General features: G+C 55.6%; 18 protein-coding genes and 1 tRNA gene. All 19 read left to right on the top strand.

The window, feature by feature from the left end:
* Nucleotides 1-4: 4 nt before the first annotated feature.
* The 19 genes from rlmE (at nt 5) to nuoL (ending at nt 17,671) form a co-directional block, all read left to right on the top strand.
* On the top strand, nt 5-622 hold the full coding sequence (gene rlmE / locus DARO_RS04915) for a 23S rRNA (uridine(2552)-2'-O)-methyltransferase RlmE (protein ID WP_011286708.1): 618 nt from the start codon (nt 5-7) through the stop codon (nt 620-622).
* A gap of 55 nt (nt 623-677) precedes the next feature.
* Nucleotides 678-2,558 (top strand): ATP-dependent zinc metalloprotease FtsH, encoded by a 1,881-nt coding sequence (ftsH, locus tag DARO_RS04920; RefSeq protein ID WP_011286709.1) that lies wholly within the window; start codon nt 678-680, stop codon nt 2,556-2,558.
* Between the two features lie 56 nt (nt 2,559-2,614).
* Nucleotides 2,615-3,454 carry a dihydropteroate synthase gene (gene folP / locus DARO_RS04925; protein WP_011286710.1) on the top strand — a complete coding sequence of 280 codons (840 nt, stop codon included), beginning with the start codon at nt 2,615-2,617 and terminating at the stop codon, nt 3,452-3,454.
* A complete protein-coding gene (gene glmM / locus DARO_RS04930) occupies nt 3,447-4,799 on the top strand; it encodes a phosphoglucosamine mutase (RefSeq protein ID WP_011286711.1) in 1,353 nt (450 codons plus the stop codon). The genes folP and glmM overlap by 8 nt, the downstream gene beginning before the upstream one ends.
* Before the next feature lie 87 nt (nt 4,800-4,886).
* Nucleotides 4,887-5,636: a triose-phosphate isomerase gene (gene tpiA / locus DARO_RS04935; RefSeq protein WP_011286712.1), complete on the top strand. Its 750-nt coding sequence runs from the start codon at nt 4,887-4,889 to the stop codon at nt 5,634-5,636.
* Nucleotides 5,637-5,645: 9 nt separating this feature from the next.
* On the top strand, nt 5,646-6,020 hold the full coding sequence (secG, locus tag DARO_RS04940) for a preprotein translocase subunit SecG (protein ID WP_085961221.1): 375 nt from the start codon (nt 5,646-5,648) through the stop codon (nt 6,018-6,020).
* Between the two features lie 51 nt (nt 6,021-6,071).
* A tRNA-Leu gene (locus DARO_RS04945) sits at nt 6,072-6,156 on the top strand.
* Between the two features lie 62 nt (nt 6,157-6,218).
* A complete protein-coding gene (locus DARO_RS04950) occupies nt 6,219-6,593 on the top strand; it encodes an NADH-quinone oxidoreductase subunit A (protein WP_011286714.1) in 375 nt (124 codons plus the stop codon).
* Nucleotides 6,594-6,602: 9 nt separating this feature from the next.
* Nucleotides 6,603-7,079, top strand: a complete 477-nt coding sequence (locus DARO_RS04955; protein ID WP_011286715.1) for a NuoB/complex I 20 kDa subunit family protein — start codon at nt 6,603-6,605, stop codon at nt 7,077-7,079.
* A 19-nt stretch (nt 7,080-7,098) separates the two neighbouring features.
* Nucleotides 7,099-7,704 (top strand): NADH-quinone oxidoreductase subunit C, encoded by a 606-nt coding sequence (locus tag DARO_RS04960; protein ID WP_011286716.1) that lies wholly within the window; start codon nt 7,099-7,101, stop codon nt 7,702-7,704.
* The gene (locus DARO_RS04965; RefSeq protein ID WP_011286717.1) at nt 7,697-8,950 is read left to right on the top strand and encodes an NADH-quinone oxidoreductase subunit D; all 1,254 of its coding nucleotides are present in this window, start codon (nt 7,697-7,699) and stop codon (nt 8,948-8,950) included. The genes DARO_RS04960 and DARO_RS04965 overlap by 8 nt, the downstream gene beginning before the upstream one ends.
* Nucleotides 8,950-9,423: an NADH-quinone oxidoreductase subunit NuoE gene (nuoE, locus tag DARO_RS04970; RefSeq protein WP_011286718.1), complete on the top strand. Its 474-nt coding sequence runs from the start codon at nt 8,950-8,952 to the stop codon at nt 9,421-9,423. Before DARO_RS04965 ends, nuoE begins: the two co-directional genes overlap by 1 nt.
* Nucleotides 9,423-10,751, top strand: a complete 1,329-nt coding sequence (nuoF, locus tag DARO_RS04975) for an NADH-quinone oxidoreductase subunit NuoF (protein WP_011286719.1) — start codon at nt 9,423-9,425, stop codon at nt 10,749-10,751. Before nuoE ends, nuoF begins: the two co-directional genes overlap by 1 nt.
* A gap of 45 nt (nt 10,752-10,796) precedes the next feature.
* Nucleotides 10,797-13,130 (top strand): NADH-quinone oxidoreductase subunit NuoG, encoded by a 2,334-nt coding sequence (gene nuoG, locus DARO_RS04980; protein WP_011286720.1) that lies wholly within the window; start codon nt 10,797-10,799, stop codon nt 13,128-13,130.
* Nucleotides 13,131-14,180, top strand: a complete 1,050-nt coding sequence (gene nuoH, locus DARO_RS04985) for an NADH-quinone oxidoreductase subunit NuoH (protein ID WP_011286721.1) — start codon at nt 13,131-13,133, stop codon at nt 14,178-14,180.
* Between the two features lie 10 nt (nt 14,181-14,190).
* Entirely contained in the window at nt 14,191-14,679 is a 489-nt protein-coding gene (nuoI, locus tag DARO_RS04990) for an NADH-quinone oxidoreductase subunit NuoI (RefSeq protein ID WP_011286722.1), read from the top strand.
* Nucleotides 14,680-14,691: 12 nt separating this feature from the next.
* A complete protein-coding gene (locus DARO_RS04995; protein ID WP_011286723.1) occupies nt 14,692-15,288 on the top strand; it encodes an NADH-quinone oxidoreductase subunit J in 597 nt (198 codons plus the stop codon).
* Between the two features lie 14 nt (nt 15,289-15,302).
* On the top strand, nt 15,303-15,614 hold the full coding sequence (gene nuoK, locus DARO_RS05000) for an NADH-quinone oxidoreductase subunit NuoK (RefSeq protein ID WP_011286724.1): 312 nt from the start codon (nt 15,303-15,305) through the stop codon (nt 15,612-15,614).
* 2 nt (nt 15,615-15,616) lie between these two features.
* Complete coding sequence (gene nuoL / locus DARO_RS05005) at nt 15,617-17,671, top strand: NADH-quinone oxidoreductase subunit L (RefSeq protein ID WP_041224218.1); 2,055 nt, start codon at nt 15,617-15,619, stop codon at nt 17,669-17,671.
* The last annotated feature ends 8 nt before the right edge of the window (nt 17,672-17,679 follow it).

The raw sequence follows: 17,679 nt of genomic DNA on the forward strand, positions 1-17,679 counted from the left end.
CCGAATGAAAAGAACCAGAACCAGTAAAGCTTGGATGCGTGAGCATATTAACGACACCTATGTTCAGCTCGCAAGGAAAGAAGGGTGGCGTTCCCGTGCTGCTTTCAAGCTGATGGAAATGGACGACAAAGACAAGCTGCTCAAGCATGGCGAAGTCGTGGTCGACCTTGGTGCCACCCCGGGGGGGTGGTCACAGGTGGCTGTCAAGCGGGTTGGCGACGGTGGCCTCGTGTTTGCCCTCGATCTGCTGGAAATGGAGCCTATTCACGGTGTTCACTTCATTCAGGGCGATTTTCGTGAAGACGAGGTGCTGCAGCAGTTGGAAGAACAGTTGGGTGAGCGTCGGGTGGGGCTTGTAATGTCCGACATGGCCCCCAATATGTCAGGAGTTCCCCTCGTCGATCAGGCGCGCATCATGCACTTGGCTGAATTGGGGCTGGAGTTTTCCCGGGTACACTTGAAACCGGAGGGCGCTTTTCTGGTCAAAGTCTTTCAGGGAACGGATTACGAGACGTTTCTGAAGCAGATGCGCGAGACGTTCAAGACTGTCGCTGTGCGGAAACCGGATGCCTCACGTGATCGTAGCCCTGAGCTTTATTTGCTCGGACGCACATTGCGTTGAGACTTTTGTTTAGAATGTAATTTTTGTCGCTCGATGCTGTAGAAGGAGAGCAAGCTTGAACAACATGTTCAAAAACCTCGCAATCTGGCTGGTCATCGGCCTGGTCCTGATGACGGTCTTTAATCAGTTTAACAACCGTCAGGTTGCGACCGGTTCCGTCGAATACTCCCAGTTTATCGAGGAAGTTAAGGCTGGCCGTATTTCCAAGGTGGTCATGGAAGGCCGCACATTGAAGGCGACGACGAGTGAAGGCAAGCGTATTACCTCTTACGCACCACCCGATCTCTGGCTGGTTTCGGATCTGCTGAAGAATGGCGTCAAGATCGAAGCCAAACCGGAAGAGGAACCTTCGTTCCTGATGAATCTTTTCGTCAGTTGGTTCCCGATGCTGCTGTTGATCGGCGTCTGGGTCTTTTTCATGCGCCAGATGCAGGGCGGCGGCAAGGGCGGGGCTTTTTCGTTCGGCAAGTCGAAGGCTCGCATGATGGATGAGTCGACCAACGTCATCACCTTTGCCGATGTGGCCGGTTGTGACGAAGCCAAGGAAGAGGTACAGGAAATTGTTGATTTCCTGCGCGATCCGTCCAAGTTCCAGAAGCTTGGTGGCCGTATTCCCAAGGGGGTGCTGATGGTTGGCAATCCGGGGACCGGCAAAACGCTGCTTGCCAAGGCTATTGCCGGTGAAGCCAAGGTGCCCTTCTTCAGCATTTCCGGCTCCGACTTTGTCGAAATGTTCGTCGGTGTTGGTGCTGCCCGCGTTCGCGACATGTTCGAGAACGCCAAGAAGCACGCCCCATGTATCATCTTTATCGATGAAATCGATGCTGTCGGTCGCCATCGTGGTGCCGGCCTGGGGGGCGGCAACGACGAACGCGAACAGACACTGAACCAGTTGCTGGTTGAGATGGATGGCTTCGAAGGGCATACCGGCATCATCGTGATCGCCGCGACCAACCGACCGGACATTCTTGATCCGGCGCTGCTGCGTCCGGGCCGTTTCGACCGCCAGGTCGTTGTGCCGCTGCCGGATATCCGCGGCCGCGAGGAAATTCTCAAGGTTCATATGCGCAAGGTGCCAATCGCTGGCGACGTCAAGGCTGATGTGATTGCCCGTGGTACCCCGGGTTTCTCCGGCGCCGATCTGGCCAATTTGGTCAATGAGGCGGCCCTATTTGCGGCACGTCGCAACAAGCGCCTAGTTGACATGGACGACTTCGAGATGGCCAAGGACAAGATCATGATGGGTGCCGAGCGCCGTAGTATGGTCATGACCGAAGACGAAAAGATGAACACGGCCTACCACGAGTCTGGTCACGCCGTGGTAGCGAAGCTGGTGCCGAAGTCTGACCCGGTGCACAAGGTGACGATCATTCCGCGTGGTCGTGCCTTGGGCCTGACCATGCAGTTGCCTGAGCAGGATCGCTACGCGTACGACCGTGAATACCTGATGAGCCGTATTGCTGTGCTGTTCGGCGGTCGGATTGCCGAAGAGCTGTTCATGAACCAGATGACCACCGGGGCATCCAACGACTTCGAGCGGGCAACCGCAATGGCTCGTGATATGGTGACTCGCTACGGCATGTCTGACCTGGGCGTGATGGTTTACGGTGAAAATGAGGGTGAAGTCTTCCTTGGTCGCTCGGTGACACAGCACAAGAACGTGTCTGAGGCGACCATGCAGAAGGTCGATTCGGAAATTCGTCGCATCATCGACCAGCAGTACGCTTTGGCGCGCCAACTGCTGGAAGAAAATCGCGACAAGGTCGAAGCGATGACCAAGGCCTTGCTCGAGTGGGAAACCATTGATGCGGACCAGATCGACGACATCATGGCCAGCAAACCCCCGCGTCCGCCGAAGCCGTCTCAGGGCTCGTCTCGCGCGACGACACCCACGGATACCCCGGGAGCCGAGCCTAGCGCTACGGCACCCGCCTGATATTTCCAATCTTTCAACCGGCCGGGAGCGCTCTCCCGGCCTTTTGTTTTTCAGATATGCAAAAACTTCGCTGCGGTAGTTTTCTTCTGTCCATCGATCGTCCTCTGCTGATGGGAATCGTTAACCTGACTCCTGATTCGTTCTCGGGAGATGGTCTGGTGGGTGATGTTGATCGGGCCATCCGGCATGCCCGTCAGCAATTCGAAGCCGGCGCTGACATTCTCGATATCGGAGCCGAGTCGTCTCGACCGGGGGCAATTCCGACGCCCGAGAGCGAAGAGTTGCGGCGTTTGGTTCCAGTTCTCCGTGAGGTTTCGGCGTGGGGTGTTCCGGTGTCGGTTGATACCTATAAGCCTGCAGTCATGCACGCCGCACTTGAGGCTGGCGCAACCATGATCAACGACATCACCGGTATGTTGCATCCGGAAGCTCTGGCTGTGGTGGCTGGTAGCGACTGTGCGGTATGTGTCATGCACATGCAGGGTGAGCCAGGAACTATGCAGCACTCGCCTGATTATGGAAGTGTGCTTGATGAGGTAAAGGGCTTCCTGAAAGCGGCGGTGGCGCGATGCCGGGCCGTTGGCGTCGCAGATGATCGCCTGATCGTCGATCCGGGTTTCGGTTTCGGGAAAACGCAGGATCACAATTTGGCTCTTTTTCGGGCATTGGCCGAAGGCTTTGTCGATGATTTTCCTGTTTTGGTTGGCGTCTCCAGAAAGTCCATGCTAGGCGCGATTACCGGGCGCCCTGTGGCGGAGCGAATGCCTGCCAGTGTTGCCGCAGCGCTCATCGCTGCTCAGAAAGGTGCGAAAATACTACGAGTGCATGATGTGGCGGCGACGAAGGATGCTTTAGCTGTCTGGTCGGCGATCGAAAAGGGAGTTCTCTGTGACTAGAAAATATTTTGGTACGGATGGCGTTCGGGGGCGTGTAGGTCAATCGCCGATCACGCCGGATTTTGTAATGCGTCTGGGGTATTCGGCTGGGAAGGCCTTGCTTGGCCGAAGCGAGATGCCGGCGGGGGATCGCCCGGCTGTGCTGATTGGCAAGGACACCCGTCTCTCCGGGTACATGCTTGAGTCGGCCCTTGAGGCGGGTTTTTCCGCTGCTGGCGTTGAAGTTTGTCTGGTTGGCCCTTTGCCAACCCCGGCCGTCGCCTATTTGACCCGTGCCCTGCGTTTGCAGGCCGGCATTGTAATTTCGGCGTCGCATAATCCCTATTACGACAACGGCATTAAATTTTTCTCGGCGCAGGGTACAAAGTTACCGGATGAGGTTGAGCGCGCGATTGAAGCGGGTATTGATCAGCCGATGGTTTGTGCACCTCCAGCGGATTTGGGGCGGGTTCGGCGGATTGAGGACGCGCGTGGCAGGTACATTGAGTTCTGCAAGAGCACCTTTCCCAATGATCTGGATCTGCGTGGCCTGAAAATCGTCATCGATTGTGCCCATGGTGCTGCTTATCACATCGCACCGAGCGTCTTCCACGAGTTGGGGGCTGACGTCGTAAGCATTGGTGTGCAGCCAAACGGATTGAACATCAATGATGCGGTCGGGGCTACCGCGCCGAAAGCGTTATGCGAGGCGGTTCTCGCCAATCGTGCTGATCTTGGTATTGCCCTGGATGGCGATGCTGATCGCCTGCAGATGGTAGATGCCGAAGGTAATCTCTACGATGGCGATCAACTGCTGTATGCCATTGTTCGTAGCCGAGCCCGTAGTGCTCCCGTGAAAGGGGTTGCAGGTACGCTGATGAGCAATCTTGCGCTGGAGCATGCGCTCGCCAAACTGAATATCCCGTTTGCCCGGGCGGCAGTTGGTGACCGCTATGTCGTAGAAATGCTCAGCGAAAAAGGCTGGCTCTTTGGGGGGGAGAACTCAGGGCATATTCTCGCTTTGGATCGTCACACGACCGGAGATGGCATCGTCGCGGCGCTACAGGTGTTGGCTGCTTTGCGTGAGTTGGGTGGAAGTTTGAAGGAGTTGTTGGGGGGCTTGGTTCTCTACCCGCAGAAGCTGATCAATGTGCCGGTGATGCGTGGGTTCCCCTGGAAGGAGCATCCGGCGATTACTTCGGCTCTTGCTGATACTGAGGTCAGTCTTCAAGGGCGGGGCAGGGTGCTGTTGCGCGCCTCGGGAACGGAGCCTTTGCTGAGAGTCATGGTGGAGGGTGAAGATGCGGTCGAGGTGACCTATGCGGCCGAGAAACTCGCTGCTGTGGTTCGCGAATCGGCACAATGAATCTGTTGATGTTGCTATTCGTATTGACCAGAAAATCATCAGGTCGCTATAATCCGCGAGTTTTTCTCCAACAGAATCGTCTAGCGCATGCGTAAAAAGCTCGTTGCAGGTAACTGGAAAATGCATGGCAGCCTCCAGCAGAACGCAGCGCTGCTTGAACTTATCAAGGCTGGGGTCTCGAGTTTGCCTTGTGAAGTCGCTGTCTGTCCGCCGTATCCATATCTTGGGCAGGTACAGTCAATTCTTTCCGGGTCTGCGCTGGCTTGGGGGGCTCAGTCTGTAAGCGAGCATCAGTCTGGTGCTTTTACTGGCGAAGTTGCTGCTTCCATGTTACTGGAGTTTGGATGCCGATATGTGCTGGTGGGGCATTCTGAACGTCGTGCGCTGTATGGTGAAACGGATACGGTCGTTTCGGCTAAGTTTGAGGCGGTGCAGAGGGCTGGCTTGGTTCCGGTTTTGTGTGTCGGTGAGACCCTGGCTGAGCGCGAATCTGGTATGACAAGTGTTGTCGTGGCTCGTCAGTTGTCGGCAGTTCTGGGTCGTGTTGGAGTCGCAGCCATGGCTTCTGCGGTGGTTGCCTATGAACCAGTTTGGGCAATCGGAACCGGTGTGACAGCCTCGCCTGCTCAGGCGCAGGAGGTTCATGCGGCGATTCGTGCCAAGGTTGCGGAATTGGATCTTGGGGTGGCAAATGGTTTGCGTATTTTGTATGGTGGTAGCGTCAAGCCACAAAATGCGATGGAGTTGTTTGGGCAGGATGATATCGATGGTGGTTTGATCGGTGGTGCTGCCTTGGTTGCGGATGATTTTCTGGCGATTTGCCGCGCGGCAAATTGATAGGCTTACATAATGAACTGGCTTTTTTCTCTCGTCCTGACGGTCCACATTTTAGTGGCGATTGTGATTATCGGTCTCGTGTTGATGCAGCATGGCAAGGGGGCGGATATGGGGGCTGCATTTGGCAGTGGCGCGTCCGGTAGCCTTTTTGGTGCCACCGGTTCGGCAAACTTCCTGAGTCGCACCACCGGTATTCTCGCGGGGGTCTTTTTTGTCACTAGTTTGACATTGGCCTACATCGGCTCCAATAAGCCAAAAACGACTGGTAGTCTGATGCAAGAACCGGTACAATCGCAGACTGTTTCGCAGCCTGCCTCGGCGGGTGGTGAGTCACCGGCGGCCCCTGTGGAAGCGGGGTCCCGGGCGAAAGATATACCGAAGTAACGCAAGGTGGTTTGCTTGGCTCGAGTCCTCGCCAGGTAGATCAAAAAATGTGCCGACGTGGTGAAATTGGTAGACACGCTATCTTGAGGGGGTAGTGGCGCAAGCTGTGCGAGTTCGAGTCTCGCCGTCGGCACCAAAAACTGGGGCAGTGGCCGCAAGGTACGCTGTTTCGAACAAGAAACTGAATATTGGCGGCGGATGATGGAAAACTACTTTCCGATCCTGATGTTCGTTCTGGTGGGGGTTGCGATTGGCGTTCTGCCTGTTGCGATGGGATTTATTCTCGCTCCCAGCCGGCCGGACCCGGAAAAGCTCTCTCCTTACGAGTGTGGCTTTGAGGCATTCGAAGATGCGCGCATGAAGTTTGATGTGCGCTACTACTTGATTGCCATTCTCTTCATTCTGTTCGATCTGGAAGTTGCCTTTCTCTTTCCCTGGGCAACCATTTTCAAAGACATTGTTGCGACTGAATCGATCAAGATGTTCGGTTTTGTCGAAATGCTGGTATTCGTTGCCATTCTGGTCCTTGGCTATATTTACGCTTGGGCCAAGGGCGCGCTCGAATGGGAATGAGGCTCGCAAATGGCTATTGAAGGCGTTCTCCAGGAAGGTTTTGTCACCACGACGGCTGACAAGCTAATTAATTACATGCGCACCGGGTCCTTGTGGCCCATGACCTTCGGTTTGGCGTGCTGTGCGGTCGAGATGATCCATGCTGGCGTTTCTCGTTATGACCTGGATCGCTTTGGTGTGGTCTTTCGTCCGAGTCCGCGCCAGTCCGATGTGATGATCGTGGCCGGCACGCTAACCAACAAGATGGCGCCGGCCTTGCGTAAGGTCTACGATCAGATGGCTGAGCCGCGCTGGGTTATCTCCATGGGCTCCTGTGCGAACGGTGGTGGCTACTATCACTACTCGTATTCTGTGGTGCGCGGCTGCGATCGCATCGTTCCTGTCGATATCTACGTTCCGGGTTGCCCGCCAACCGCTGAAGCATTGATCTACGGGATCATTCAGTTGCAGAACAAGATTCGTCGTACCAATACCATTGCTCGTTAATTGCCAAGGCTGATTCGATATGTCTGCCAAGCTGGAAACGCTTAGTCAAAATCTGCAGGAGCATTTCGGCGACAAACTTAAGTCCCTTAAGCTTGCGTTGGGTGAGATAACCATAGAAGTCGCAGCCGCTGACTACTTTTGCGTAATGACTGCATTGCGCGACGAGGCAGCTTTTGGCTTCGAGGAAATGATCGATCTCTGTGGTGTCGATTATTCAACTTATGGTGATGGGACTTGGCAAGGAGCGCGCTTTGCTGTTGTCGTTCATCTGCTTTCAGTGGCTAATAACTGGCGCCTTCGCGTTCGCGTGTTTGCCGAAGACGAAGGGTTTCCCTCCGTCGCGTCGATAACCACGGTCTGGGCAAGCGCCAACTGGTTTGAGCGTGAAGCCTTTGATCTTTACGGCATCGCCTTTGTCGGTCATGACGACCTGCGCCGCATCCTCACTGATTATGGCTTCATCGGACATCCGTTCCGCAAGGACTTCCCGATTTCCGGTCACGTCGAGATGCGTTACGACCCCGATCAGGCACGTGTGATCTATCAACCGGTCACCATCGAGCCACGCGAAAACACCCCGCGCATTGTGCGCGAAGATACTTTTGGGGATACCGCTCATGGCTGACATCCGCAATTTCACGCTTAACTTTGGTCCGCAGCACCCTGCGGCGCACGGTGTGCTGCGTCTGGTGCTGGAGTTGGATGGTGAAGTCGTCCAGCGGGCCGACCCGCATATCGGGCTGCTGCACCGGGCAACCGAAAAGCTCGCAGAAACCCGTACTTGGGTTCAGTCGGTGCCTTACATGGATCGTCTCGACTACGTGTCGATGATGTGCAACGAACACGCCTACTGCCTGGCTACCGAGAAGTTGCTTGGTATCGAAGTGCCCGAACGCGGCAAGTACATCCGCGTCATGTTCGACGAAGTTACCCGTATTCTCAATCATCTGTTGTGGATTGGCTGTCATGCGCTGGACGTTGGTGCGATGACGATGGCGCTCTACACCTTCCGCGAACGCGAAGACCTGATGGACGTCTATGAGGCGGTTTCCGGTGCGCGGATGCATGCTGCCTACTACCGTCCGGGTGGTGTCTATCGTGACCTGCCGGATCGCATGCCGCAGTATCAGGAATCGACTTGGACCAATGCCAAGAAGGCAGCCGAGAAGAACGAGAACCGTAGCGGTTCCGTGCTCGATTTCCTCGAAGATTTCACCAATCGCTTCCCGACTTACCATTCCGAATACCATACCCTCCTGACCGATAACCGGATTTGGAAGCAGCGTCTGGTCAATGTTGGTGTAGTGACGCCGGAGCGTGCCCTGCAGATGGGGTTCACCGGCGCCATGTTGCGCGGCTCCGGCATCGCTTGGGACTTGCGCAAGAAGCAGCCCTATGCGGCTTACGACAAAATAAATTTTGATGTGCCGGTCGGTGTCAATGGCGACAGCTATGACCGCTACCTGGTTCGCATGGAAGAAATGATCCAGTCGAACAACATCATCAAGCAATGTATCGCCTGGTTGCGCAAGAATCCCGGCCCGGTGATCACCGACAACAACAAGGTGGCACCGCCGCCGCGCGAAAACATGAAGACTAACATGGAGGAGCTGATTCATCACTTCAAGCTCTTCACTGAAGGTATTCATGTTCCGGCTGGCGAAGCTTATGCGGCAGTCGAACACCCGAAAGGCGAGTTCGGCATCTACTTTGTTTCCGATGGTGCCAACAAACCTTACCGGATGAAAATTCGAGCTCCGGGTTTTGTTCACCTGGCTGGTCTGGACGAAATGTCCAGAGGCCACATGATTGCCGACGTCGTTACGATTATCGGTTCCCAAGATATTGTTTTTGGCGAGATTGACCGCTGATGTTTTCCGCTGAAACCCTCCAGAAGTTTGCCCGCGAGGTCGCCAAGTACCCCGCCGATCAGAAACAATCGGCGTCGATGGCCTGTCTCGCTCACGCCCAGGAAGAAAAAGGCTGGCTAGCCCCCGAGTCCATCGAGGCGGTCGCCAACTATCTTGGTATGCCGCCGATCGCGGCCTACGAAGTGGCCTCTTTCTACAACATGTATGACCTGAAGCCGGTTGGCAAGTACAAGATCACGGTCTGTACCAACCTGCCTTGTGCTCTGTCGGGTGGTTATCATGCCGGCGAATACCTCCAGCACAAACTGGGTGTCGGCTATGGCGAAACAACGCCGGACGGCAAATTCACGCTGAAGGAAGGCGAGTGCATGGGGGCCTGCGGTGATGCACCGGTCTTCATTGTCAACAACCGCTCAATGTGTAGTCATATGCACCCGGAACAGATCGACAAGCTGCTTGAGGAGTGCAAATAATGGCGATGCTTGGTTCGATCAACGGCGTTCTGATGGAAGGTCTTGACGGCGACAACAGTTGGAGCCTGAAGGATTACGTGGCCCGCGGCGGTTATGCGCAGCTGAAGCGAATTCTGGACAGCAAGATGACCCAGGAAGATGTCATCAGCGAAGTCAAGAAGTCGGTGCTGCGGGGGCGTGGTGGTGCAGGTTTTCCGACAGGCCTGAAGTGGTCTTTCATGCCGCGCTCCTTCCCGGGTGACAAGTATGTCGTCTGTAACACCGACGAAGGTGAGCCGGGTACCTTCAAGGACCGCGATATCATGCGTTACAACCCGCATGCCGTCATCGAAGGCATGGCCATCGCCGCCTACGCGATGGGGGCCAATCGCGGTTACAACTACGTGCACGGAGAAGTCTGGCTGGAATACAAGCGTTTCGAAGAAGCGCTAGATCAGGCTCGTGCTGCCGGTTTTATCGGTCAAAATATTCTTGGCTCGGGCTTCAATTTCGAATTGTTCGCCCACCACGGTTACGGTGCCTACATCTGTGGCGAAGAAACTGCGCTGCTCGAGTCGATCGAAGGCAAGAAGGGGCAACCGCGCTTCAAGCCACCATTCCCGGCCTCTTTCGGCCTCTACGGCAAGCCGACGACAATCAACAATACCGAAACCTTCGCTTCCATCCCCTTCATTCTGAAGATGGGCGGCGAGGAGTTTCTCAATCTGGGCAAGCCGAACAACGGAGGCACCAAGCTGTTCTCGGTATCCGGCCACGTCAATCGCCCGGGCAACTACGAAATTCCGCTCGGCACGCCGTTTGCCACATTGCTTGAAATGTGTGGTGGTATGCGCGGAGGCCGCAAGCTGAAGGCGGTAATTCCCGGAGGGTCTTCGGCGCCGGTGATGCCTGCCGATGTGATCATGGATTGCACCATGGACTACGACTCGATCAGCAAGGGCGGATCGATGCTTGGTTCCGGTGCGGTTATCGTCATGGACGAGACAGTCTGCATGGTCAAGGCATTGGATCGTCTGTCCTTCTTCTATCACGAAGAGTCCTGCGGCCAGTGCACCCCCTGTCGTGAAGGTACGGCCTGGATGTACAAGGTTGTACATCGCATCGAAAATGGCCTCGGCAAGCCCGAGGATCTGGACCTGCTGAACAGCGTGCTCGGCAACATTGCGGGTCGCACGATTTGCGCCCTCGGCGATGCTGCGGCTTTTCCGGTACAGAGTTTTATCAAGCACTTCGGCAAAGAATTCGAGTATCACATTGAACACAAGACCTGTCTGGTACCCAAGGATGTGCAATGGGCCGGCAGTGGCTTCCACAAGATTCCGGCCTGACAGGTTGCGGGTTAGTAACGAAAGAACTGGCTACAAGGTAGCGACATGCTAGAAATCGAAATCGACGGCAAAAAAGCGCAAGTGCCTGACGGCAGCACGGTGATGGATGCCGCGCAGCAGGTGGGTGTTTACATTCCGCATTTCTGCTACCACAAGAAACTCTCGATTGCCGCCAATTGCCGCATGTGTCTTGTGCAGGTGGAAAAGGCGCCGAAACCGTTGCCGGCCTGCGCAACGCCGGTGACCAACGGCATGAAGGTATTTACGCACTCCGAGCTGGCCGTCAAGGCCCAGAAGGGCGTGATGGAGTTCCTGCTCATCAATCATCCGCTGGATTGTCCGATTTGTGATCAGGGTGGCGAATGCCAACTGCAGGACATGTCTGTCGGTTACGGCCCGATGAAGAGTCGTTATACCGAAGAAAAGCACGTTGTCTTCCATAAGAGTGTTGGTCCGTTGATCTCGATGGAAGAAATGAGCCGCTGCATTCACTGCACCCGTTGCGTCCGCTTCGGTCAGGAAATCGGTGGCATCATGGAACTCGGCATGGCCAATCGCAACATGCATTCCGAGATCATGACCTTCGTCGGTCGTACGGTCGACTCGGAATTGTCGGGCAATATGATCGATCTCTGCCCGGTTGGCGCTTTGACCTCCAAGCCTTTCCGCTACACCGCCCGTTCTTGGGAACTGCAGCGCCGCAAGTCGGTCGGCCCGCACGATTCCGTCGGTGCGAATCTGGTCGTCCAGGTCAAGCACGACAACGTAATGCGCGTTCTACCGCGTGAAAACGAAGAAGTTAACGAGTGCTGGATCTCCGACAAAGAGCGTTTTTCCTACCAGGCGCTGAATTCCGATGAACGCCTGACCAAGCCGATGGTCAAGCAGGGCGGCGAATGGAAAGAAGTCGACTGGAACGTCGCCCTCGACTATGTCGCCCATGGTCTGAAGGATGTCTGCCGTGAGCACGGTGGCGATGCACTGTCTGCGCTGGCCGCGCAGAGTTCGACCGTCGAAGAACTCTTCCTGCTTGGCAAGGTCATGAAGGGCCTGGGCAGTGGCAATATCGATTTCCGTCCGCGCCAGAATGATTTCTCGTCCGATTCCAAGCGTGCCGGTACGCCATGGCTGGGTATGCGCTTGGCCGAGATCAAGGATCTCGACGGCGCTTTGGTCGTGGGTTCCTTCCTGCGCAAGGATCATCCGCTGATCGCTCAGCGCCTGCGTCAGGCTGCCAAGAAATTCACCAAGGTCAGCTTGCTGTCGGTGACAGGCGACGATCAACTGATCAATCTGCATGCCCGCATGACTGTCGCGCCGGCCCAATTGGCTGCTGCGCTGGCCGCCGTCGTCAAGGCGGTGGCCGAGATCAAGGGCGTCGCAGTGCCGGCGGGTGTCGAAAATGCAACCGTTTGCGAGACAAGCAAGAAAATTGCCCAGAGCTTGGTCGATGGTGAAAAACGCGCCGTGTTCCTCGGTAATGTTGCAACCCAATCCGCTGATGCCACGCAATTGCATGCGCTGGCACTGGAAATCGGTAAACTGACCGGTGCTATCGTCGGTTTCCTTGGCGAAGGCGCCAATACCTTGGGGGCTCATGTTTCTGGCGCGTTGCCATCCGGTGCGAATGCGCATCAGATGTTTGAACAGCCGCGCAAGGCCTATGTCCTGATGGGGGTTGAGCCGGAGTTTGACTGCGCCAATCCGCAATTGGTGCTCGATGCACTCAATCAGGCCAGCTTGGTGGTCTACATGTCGGCTTTCAAGCATGCACCGGCCTTGGCGTACGCCGACGTGATGCTGCCGATTGCTCCTTACACCGAGACCTCGGGTACCTTCGTCAATACCGAAGGTCGTATCCAGACTTTCAATGGTGTGGTCAAGGCCCGCGGCGATGCACGTCCGGGGTGGAAACTGCTGCGCGTTTTGGGTAACGTGTTGAATCTTGACGGTTTTGCTTACACCTCCAGTGAAGAAATTCGCGATGAAGTGCTGGGTAAGGGCGCCGAGTTCGTTGGTGGACTGAGCAATGAATTGAGCGGTGTGGCGATCTCGCTTCCGAAGATCACTGCAAATGGCTTGCAGCGTATTGCCGATGTGCCAATCAACTTTGCCGATCCGATGGCTCGCCGAGCACCTGCTTTGCAACAAACCGCTGATGCCGTTGCGCCAACTGCTCGGATCAGTGAGCAGACCATGGCACAAATCGGCATTGCCGATAACGGCCAAGTTCGCGTCAAACAGGGAGCCGGTGAGGCAGTGCTGGTTGCCAAGGCAGACAATAATGTACCGGCCGGTTGCGTTCGCGTTTCCGCGGCACATGCGAGTACTGTGATGCTGGGCGACATGTTCGGCTCGATTTCCGTGGAGCGTGCATAAATGGACGCACTGATGAATTTCGGTACCGGGATTTTTGGCGGTGCCTGGCCTGCCGTCTGGACACTTATCAAGATTGTCCTGATCGTCGCCCCGATGATGCTCGGCGTTGCTTATCTGACCTACTTCGAGCGCAAGGTCATCGGCTATATGCAAGTGCGTATCGGCCCTAACCGGGTCGGTCCATGGGGTCTGATCCAGCCGATCGCCGACGGCCTGAAGCTGCTGATGAAGGAAATCATCGTCCCCAGCGGCGCCAACAAGGGCATCTTCATCATTGCCCCGATGCTGGCTATTGCACCGGCACTGGCGGCTTGGGCGGTGGTGCCTTTCACCGACTCGCTGGTTCTGGCCAACATTGATGCCAGCCTGCTCTACATTATGGCCATCACCTCGATGGGGGTGTACGGGATCATCCTGTCCGGCTGGGCTTCCAACTCCAAGTACGCCTTCCTCGGCGCCATGCGTTCTGCTGCCCAGATGGTTTCATACGAAATCTCCATGGGCTTCTCGCTGATCTGCGTTCTGATGGTGTCCAACAGCCTGAATCTGGTCGAGATCGTCAATGTTCAAAATCAGGGCCGCTTTGCCGGCTGGGGGCTGAGCTTCCTGTCCTGGAACTGGCTGCCGCTGTTCCCGATGTTCTTGGTCTATCTGATTTCCGGCGTTGCTGAAACCAATCGTGCTCCGTTCGACGTCGCCGAAGGTGAATCCGAGATCGTTGCCGGTTTCCATGTTGAATATTCCGGGATGGCCTTTGCGGTCTTCTTCCTGGCTGAATACGCCAACATGATTCTGGTCTCAGCTCTGACTTCCATCATGTTCCTTGGTGGCTGGCTGTCTCCGGTTAGCTTCCTGCCTGATGGCATTCTCTGGCTGTTCGCCAAGATGTCGGCAATTCTCTTCTTGTTCCTGTGGTTCCGGGCGACGTTCCCGCGCTACCGCTACGACCAGTTGATGCGTCTGGGCTGGAAAGTGTTCGTGCCGATCTGTCTGATCTGGCTGGTTGTTGTCGGCGTCTGGATGATGTCGCCGCTGAATATCTGGAAGTGAGGAGAGACTAATGGGTTCGATGAAGGAAATCTTCAACAGCCTCTTCCTCAAGGAATTGTTGAAGGGGATGTCGGTGACGGGCAAGTATTTCTTTGCTCGCAAGATCACCGTCCAGTATCCGGAAGAAAAGACACCGCAAAGTTTCCGTTTCCGCGGTCTGCACGCCCTGCGTCGCTATCCGAATGGCGAAGAGCGTTGCATTGCCTGCAAGCTGTGCGAAGCGATCTGCCCCGCGCTGGCCATCACCATCGAGGCTGAGCCACGCGATGACGGTTCCCGTCGCACGACGCGCTACGACATTGATCTGACCAAGTGCATCTTCTGCGGTTTCTGCGAAGAAGCCTGCCCGGTCGATGCCGTTGTCGAAACGCGGATTTTTGAATATCACGGCGAGAAGCGTGGTGATTTGTACTACACCAAGCAGATGTTGCTGGCCAACGGCGACCGCTACGAAGATCAAATCGCGAAAGATCGCGAACTTGATGCTTCTTACCGATAACAGGTGCTAGCGATGGATTTTCAAACTGCGGTTTTTTACTTCCTGTCGGCGATTCTGGTCTTCGCGAGTCTTCGCGTGATCACTGCCCGCAACCCGGTTCACGCCGCGTTGCACCTGATTCTCGCCTTCTTCACCTGCGGCGGCATCTGGGCGCTGCTGCAGGCCGAGTTCCTGGCGATCGCCATCATCCTCGTCTATGTCGGCGCGGTCATGGTGCTCTTCCTGTTCGTTGTGATGATGCTCGATATCAATATCGACCGTATTCGCGAGGGATTCTGGAATTATCTGCCCCTCGGTGCCTTGCTCGGTCTGCTGATGGTCATGGAAATGGGCTTGGTGCTCGGCAGCAAGTACTTCCAGGTGCCGGCAGCTGAAGCGATGGTACCGGCTGGGGTATCCAATACCAAGGCTATTGGCGCGCTGATGTTCAGCGATTACGTCTATCCGTTCGAACTGGCCTCTTTGATCTTGCTCGTCGGCATGATTGCGGCGATCGTCCTGACCTACCGTGGTCCAAAGAAGTCCAAGTACACCAACCCAAATCAGCAGGTCTTCGTCAAGGCGAAGGATCGCGTCCGCGTCCTGCAGATGCCGGTTGAAAAAGACTGAACCCAGGGAAGACTATGCTTACTTTGTCACTCTCTCATTTCCTGATTCTGGGCGCGATTCTGTTCGCGATCAGTGTCGTCGGCATCTTCCTGAATCGGAAGAACCTGCTGGTGCTGCTGATGGCCATCGAATTGATGCTGCTTGCGGTCAACATGAATTTCGTGGCGTTTTCCCACTATCTTCAGGATCTCTCGGGCCAGATTTTCGTCTTCTTCATCCTGACCGTTGCCGCTGCTGAATCGGCGATTGGTCTGGCCATCCTGATCGTGCTGTTCCGCAACCTCAAGAGCATCCATGTGGATGACCTGGGCAGCCTGAAGGGTTAAACATGGAAATGCAAAAACTCTATCTGCTCGTTCCCCTGGCTCCGTTGATCGGTGCCATGATCGCGGGCTTGTTCTGCCGGGTCATTCCGCGCTGGGTGGCTCATACCGCTACCATCGCCGGTGTCGCCATTGCCTTCATTACCTCAGTCATCATCTTCAAGGATGTCCAGGCTGGCCACACCTACAATGGTGCGGTCTATACCTGGCTGACCAGCGGTGACTACAAGTTCGAAGTCGGTTTCCTGATTGATACGCTGACCACCACGATGATGCTGGTCGTCACCTTCGTGTCGTTGATGGTCCATATCTACACCATCGGCTACATGCAGGAAGACCCTGGCTATAACCGCTTCTTCAGCTACATCTCGTTGTTTACCTTCTCCATGCTGATGCTGGTGATGAGCAACAACTTCATGCAGCTCTTCTTCGGCTGGGAGGCAGTGGGTCTGGTCTCCTACCTGCTGATCGGCTTCTGGTACACCCGCCCGACGGCAATCTTTGCCAATATGAAGGCCTTCTTGGTCAATCGTGTCGGTGACTTCGGCTTCATCCTCGGCATTGGCCTTGTGCTGGCCTACTGCGGTTCGCTTGATTACGCAACGGTCTTCGCGAAGGCACCGACTCTTGCCGAAACCACGATCAACCTGTTTGCAGGTCGCGAGTGGGCTACAGTTTCGTTGATGACCGCGACCTGTATCTGCCTGTTCATCGGCGCTATGGGCAAATCGGCTCAGGTCCCGCTGCACGTCTGGCTGCCGGATTCGATGGAAGGCCCGACCCCGATCTCCGCACTGATCCACGCTGCAACGATGGTGACTGCAGGTATCTTCATGGTCGCCCGGATGTCGCCGCTATTCGAATTGTCGACCACTGCACTGTCCTTCGTCATCGTAATCGGTGCCATTACCGCGCTGTTCATGGGCTTCCTGGGTATTATCCAGAACGACATCAAGCGCGTTGTGGCCTACTCGACGCTGTCGCAGCTTGGGTACATGACTGTCGCGCTTGGCGCTTCCGCCTACTCTGTCGCAATCTTCCACCTGATGACGCACGCCTTCTTCAAGGCGCTGCTGTTCCTCGGTGCCGGTTCGGTGATTATCGGCATGCATCACGACCAGGACATCCGCAACATGGGTGGTCTGCGCAAATATATGCCGATTACCTGGATTACTTCTCTGGTTGGTTCGCTGGCATTGATTGGTACCCCGTTCCTGTCTGGCTTCTACTCCAAGGACTCGATCATTGAGGCTGCCCAAGTGGCCTATCATCATGGTCAGCCGGGGGCTGCATTTGCTTATTACGCAGTTCTGGCGGGTGTCTTCATCACGGCTTTCTACTCTTTTCGCATGTACTTCCTGGTCTTCCACGGCGAGGAACGTTTTGGCAAGGCGGACGAAGCCCATCACCATGAACATCATGGCGACCACGACGACGAGGAAGCTTCGCACGACCATCATCACGGTCTGGCACCGGGCCAAAAGCCACACGAAACGCCGTGGGTGGTCACTTTGCCGCTGGTCTTGCTGGCTATCCCCTCACTGTTGATTGGCTTCTTCGCGATTGAACCGATGCTGTACGGCGACTATTTCAAGGGTGTGATCTTCATCAATACGGAGGCCCATCCGGCCATGGAGCACTTGGCTGAAGAGTTCCACGGTGCTGTAGCCATGGGCATGCATTCGTTCACCTCGTTGCCGTTCATTCTGGCGCTATCCGGTGTTGTGGTTTCGTGGTTCTTCTACATGAAGCGCCCGGATATTCCGGCAGCCATTCAGCGTCGTTTCTCGGCGATCCACACTCTGTTCGAAAACAAGTACTACTTCGACAAGTTCAACGAAGTCGTATTCGCCGGGGGCGCCCGGATGCTCGGCAAGGCGTTCTGGCGCGGCGGCGATGTAGCTGTTATTGATGGTCTGATCGTCAATGGTTCAGCCAAGCTTGTTGGATGGATTTCATCCGTGACCCGCCTGTTCCAGACCGGTTACGTTTATCACTACGCTTTCACCATGATCATTGGCGTCTTTGTGCTGATGACCCTGTGGATCAACCGCGCCTAGCCGTGAAT

The sequence above is a fragment of the Dechloromonas aromatica RCB genome (genome assembly GCF_000012425.1).

Coding starts and splice junctions, on each gene's coding strand:
- nuoK (WP_011286724.1), top strand. CDS start 15,303: ATGCTTACTTTGTCACTCTCTCATTTCCTGATTCTGGGCGCGATTCTG.
- DARO_RS04950 (WP_011286714.1), top strand. CDS start 6,219: ATGATGGAAAACTACTTTCCGATCCTGATGTTCGTTCTGGTGGGGGTT.
- nuoH (WP_011286721.1), top strand. CDS start 13,131: ATGGACGCACTGATGAATTTCGGTACCGGGATTTTTGGCGGTGCCTGG.
- DARO_RS04995 (WP_011286723.1), top strand. CDS start 14,692: ATGGATTTTCAAACTGCGGTTTTTTACTTCCTGTCGGCGATTCTGGTC.
- folP (WP_011286710.1), top strand. CDS start 2,615: ATGCAAAAACTTCGCTGCGGTAGTTTTCTTCTGTCCATCGATCGTCCT.
- DARO_RS04965 (WP_011286717.1), top strand. CDS start 7,697: ATGGCTGACATCCGCAATTTCACGCTTAACTTTGGTCCGCAGCACCCT.
- nuoL (WP_041224218.1), top strand. CDS start 15,617: ATGGAAATGCAAAAACTCTATCTGCTCGTTCCCCTGGCTCCGTTGATC.
- DARO_RS04960 (WP_011286716.1), top strand. CDS start 7,099: ATGTCTGCCAAGCTGGAAACGCTTAGTCAAAATCTGCAGGAGCATTTC.
- nuoE (WP_011286718.1), top strand. CDS start 8,950: ATGTTTTCCGCTGAAACCCTCCAGAAGTTTGCCCGCGAGGTCGCCAAG.
- tpiA (WP_011286712.1), top strand. CDS start 4,887: ATGCGTAAAAAGCTCGTTGCAGGTAACTGGAAAATGCATGGCAGCCTC.
- nuoG (WP_011286720.1), top strand. CDS start 10,797: ATGCTAGAAATCGAAATCGACGGCAAAAAAGCGCAAGTGCCTGACGGC.
- nuoF (WP_011286719.1), top strand. CDS start 9,423: ATGGCGATGCTTGGTTCGATCAACGGCGTTCTGATGGAAGGTCTTGAC.
- nuoI (WP_011286722.1), top strand. CDS start 14,191: ATGGGTTCGATGAAGGAAATCTTCAACAGCCTCTTCCTCAAGGAATTG.
- DARO_RS04955 (WP_011286715.1), top strand. CDS start 6,603: ATGGCTATTGAAGGCGTTCTCCAGGAAGGTTTTGTCACCACGACGGCT.
- rlmE (WP_011286708.1), top strand. CDS start 5: ATGAAAAGAACCAGAACCAGTAAAGCTTGGATGCGTGAGCATATTAAC.